We start from the raw sequence: 1,553 nt of genomic DNA, 5'->3' as shown, positions 1-1,553 counted from the left end.
CGCCAAGCAGCACCCGGGCGCCCGCGGCGGTCAGCAGCATCCGGCCCGGCGGGAGGACCAGCAGCAGCCAGCCGAGTGCCACCCACCACCAGGAGACGGTCGGGAGCCAGTCCACCCCGAGCAGCGCGCTGGCGGTGTTGTTGGCCGCCGCGACCCAGGTGAGCCAGCGCAGACCGCTCAGGGTCCGCAGACCCACCGTGGACACCACCTGACCGGCCTGGGTCTTCAGGGGGACCGGCCGCACCCGGCGGTTGGTGCGCGACGCCGGCACGGCCATCTGGTCGAGGGTGGCGGCGAGCGCTCCGGCGGTGGGGTTCTCGTACACGTCGGCGACGGTGACCTCGGGGAAGCGCTCGCGCAACCGGGACACCAGCTGGGCGGCCGTCAGGCTGCCGCCGCCGAGGTCGAAGAAGTCGTCCTCCTCGCCGGACACCACGGCACCGAGGATCTCCGCCCACAGGTCCTGGACCCACCCGGCGGTGCCTTCGAGCCGCGCTCCCCCGCCGTGCTCGACGGTCGGCAGCGGCCACGGCAGCGCGTCACGGTCGATCTTGCCGGAGGTCTTGGTCGGGAGGGAGTCGACCTGGGCGAGCCGCGGCACGAGCGAGGCCGGCATGGTCTCGCGCAGCCGGCGCATGGCGTGGCCAGGGTCGAAGGTCTCCTCGACGGTGATGTAGCCGACCAGCAGCGTGTTGCCCGCCGCGGTGCTCCGCACCGCCGCCCCCGCGCCGGTCACGCCCTCGAGCGCCAGCAGCGCGCTGTCGACCTCGCCCAGCTCGATCCGGCGGCCACCCAGCTTCACCTGGTCGTCCGCGCGGCCGACGAAGACCAGCCCCTCGCCGTCGTACCGGACCAGGTCGCCGCTGCGGTAGGCCCGCGACCACCCCAGCAGGGGCATCGGGGCGTACTTCTCGGCGTCCTTGGCCGGGTCCAGGTAGCGAGCCAGCCCGACCCCGCCGATGATCAGCTCGCCGGTGCGGCCCGGCTCGACGCCGGCCCCGGCCTCGTCGACCACCGCGAGGTCCCAGCCGTCCAGCGGCAGCCCGATGCGCACGGGCGGCTCGCCGGTGAGCCGGGCGGCGCAGGACACGACGGTCGCCTCGGTGGGTCCGTAGGTGTTCCAGACCTCCCGGTCCGGGCCGGCCAGCCGTGCCCCGATCTCGGGTGGACAGGCCTCCCCGCCCAGGATCAGCAGCCGTACGTCGGCCAGCGCGTCCATCGGCCAGAGCATCACCAGCGTGGGGACCGTGGAGACGGCGGTGATGTCGTTGGCCACCAGCCAGGGGCCCAGATCCATCCCACTGCGCACCAGCGAGCGCGGTGCGGGCACCAGGCACGCCCCGTGCGCCCAGGCGAGCCACATCTCCTCGCAGGAGGCGTCGAAGCCCACCGAGAGACCCGCCATCACCCGGTCCCCCGCCCCGAGCGGCCGGTCCTGGAGGAACAGCCGCGACTCCGCGTCCACGAACGCCGCTGCGGACCGGTGGGTGACCGCCACTCCCTTGGGGGTCCCGGTGGACCCGGAGGTGAAGATCACCCAGGCGTCGTCCCCG

1 protein-coding gene is annotated in these 1,553 nt (G+C 74.4%); it reads right to left on the bottom strand.

The window, feature by feature from the left end:
- A partial coding sequence (locus tag PLP61_RS17045) for a non-ribosomal peptide synthetase (RefSeq protein ID WP_324503993.1) occupies window positions 1–1,553 on the bottom strand: 1,553 nt, incomplete at both ends.

The sequence above is a fragment of the Nocardioides sp. genome, from assembly GCF_035429765.1.
In the GTDB taxonomy this organism is placed as follows: Bacteria; Actinomycetota; Actinomycetes; order Propionibacteriales; family Nocardioidaceae; genus Nocardioides.
Note: the sequence above shows the minus strand (reverse complement) of the source record. Positions and strands in the feature narration are given on the sequence as shown.